Genomic DNA, 1,720 nt, shown 5'->3' with positions numbered 1-1,720 from the left:
CAATAAAGGGGATGGCGATGGCCGCCAGCGCCGCCCGCAGTACCTGGGGATGGGTGCTGAACAGGTCCCCGGACATCAGCGCGCCTACCAGATCCGCGCCGTCTTCAAACTTCTGCAGGTTTTCAGGCGCACCGCGCAGCTCGTTGAGCGCCGCATTCAGTTCGATATTGCCGGTGATCATGCCCATGACCATCAGCGCGGCGATCACCGCCGCCACCCACAGGGGCGTGCGCAGAAAGGTCCCCCGGGATTCCCAGAATTCGCGCTGGCATTGCATCCACACCGGACGCCATTGAGTCAGGTTCATCAGGCGGCCCTCCCCGGTTGTACCCGTTCCAGCTTGGCGACAAACAGATCCGCCAGCCCCGGGGTTTTCACCTCACCCAAGGGCGCCAGGCGCTCCGCGCTGACCCCCTCAAAAATCAGACACTCGCCACCCAACATGGAACGCTGATGGATCGGGCCCAGTGCCTGCGCCTCCGCCAACCGATCGCCGGTGACCCGCAGTTCGACAAAGTCCTGCTCCAGCGCCTCCATCGAGGTGTTCAGCCGCAGCTCGCCATCCCCGATAAACACCACATCGGTGAGCAGATGCTCGATCTCCTCCACCTGATGGGTGGTCACCAGAATGGTTTTCTGCTCGTCGAAGTAGTCGTTCAGCAGGCTGGTATAGAACTGTTTGCGGTAGAGGATATCCAGCCCCAGGGTGGGTTCATCCAGCACCAGTAGCTGACTGTCGATGGCCATGATCAGCGCCAGATGCAACTGAGTGACCATGCCCTTGGACAGCTCCTTCACCAGTGAGCGGCGCTCAATGCCGGTTTTCGCCAGAAAGCCCTCGGCTTTGGCCCGATCGAACCGGGGATGCACCCCAGCCATATAGTCCAGCGCCTCACTGACCTTGAGCCAGCCGGGCAGGATGGCGGTATCGGCAATAAACGACACCCGCTCCATCAGGGCCGTGCGCTGACGCTGCGGATCCAACCCCAGCACCCGCAGATGCCCCTCCACCCGGGCGAGACCGAGAATGCCCTTGAGCAGGGTGGTCTTCCCCGCGCCATTGGGGCCGATCAGGCCCATGATCCGACCCGGCTCCAGGGTCAGGTCGATGCCTTTCAATACCGTTTTGGGCCCGTAGGCCTTGCGCAGGCCGCGCGCGTCAATCACCGCTGTCATGCCTTATCCTCCCGTTGATAATCCGCCAGGGCGCGCCGCAGCGCCTCGCCCTCAATGCCCAGACGACGCGCCCGCGCCACCACCTCGGGCAGTTCCTGCTCCAGAAATAGTTTGCGCTCGCGCGCGAGTAAGTGCTCACGTGCACCGGCCAGAACAAACATCCCCAGACCCCGTCGCTTTTCCACCAACCCCTCATCCACCAGGGCCTGATAGGCTTTCGCCACGGTGAGGTGGTTGATCTGATAATCCGCCGAGAGCTGTCGCACCGAGGGCAGTGCATCCCCCTCGGCGATCTCCCCCTGCAATATCAACCGCACCACCCGCTCGTAGAGCTGGCGGTAGATGGGTTGGTCGTCATTCCAGATATCGGCCACAATGGCTCCCTTGGTGAACTGGTGTTATACATAACTATAACACCATACCTGAATTCAGCAAGTTGATTTATTAGAGTTCTTTTCTACAACACTTCGTGGCGGAGTGCTCCGCCTGGGTACCCCCTTGTGAGACACGCCGTGAACCCGTCCATGGGGGCTCATCACCCGCC

The 1,720-nt window shown here is 61.5% G+C and carries 3 protein-coding genes; all 3 read right to left on the bottom strand.

What is annotated here, in order from left to right; all coding sequences use genetic code 11:
• Positions 1-307, bottom strand: a 307-nt coding sequence (locus B3187_RS05600) for a hypothetical protein (RefSeq protein WP_286805023.1), incomplete at its 3' end; no start/stop codon positions are given.
• On the bottom strand, positions 307-1,176 hold the full coding sequence (locus B3187_RS05595) for an ABC transporter ATP-binding protein (protein WP_286805022.1): 870 nt from the start codon (positions 1,174-1,176) through the stop codon (positions 307-309). The genes B3187_RS05595 and B3187_RS05600, both read right to left, overlap by 1 nt.
• Complete coding sequence (locus B3187_RS05590) at positions 1,173-1,550, bottom strand: GntR family transcriptional regulator (RefSeq protein WP_123638683.1); 378 nt, start codon at positions 1,548-1,550, stop codon at positions 1,173-1,175. Before B3187_RS05590 ends, B3187_RS05595 begins: the two co-directional genes overlap by 4 nt.
• Between the last annotated feature and the right edge of the window lie 170 nt (positions 1,551-1,720).

The sequence above is a fragment of the Marinimicrobium sp. UBA4209 genome, from assembly GCF_002381585.1.
Lineage (GTDB): Bacteria > Pseudomonadota > Gammaproteobacteria > Pseudomonadales > Cellvibrionaceae > Marinimicrobium > Marinimicrobium koreense.
The sequence above is the reverse complement of the archived record's forward strand: the minus strand, read 5'-3'. Positions and strand labels throughout refer to the sequence as shown.

What these genes read in the sequence shown, in the direction of transcription:
- B3187_RS05595 (WP_286805022.1), bottom strand. Translation starts at nt 1,176, where the DNA reads ATGACAGCGGTGATTGACGCGCGCGGCCTGCGCAAGGCCTACGGGCCC.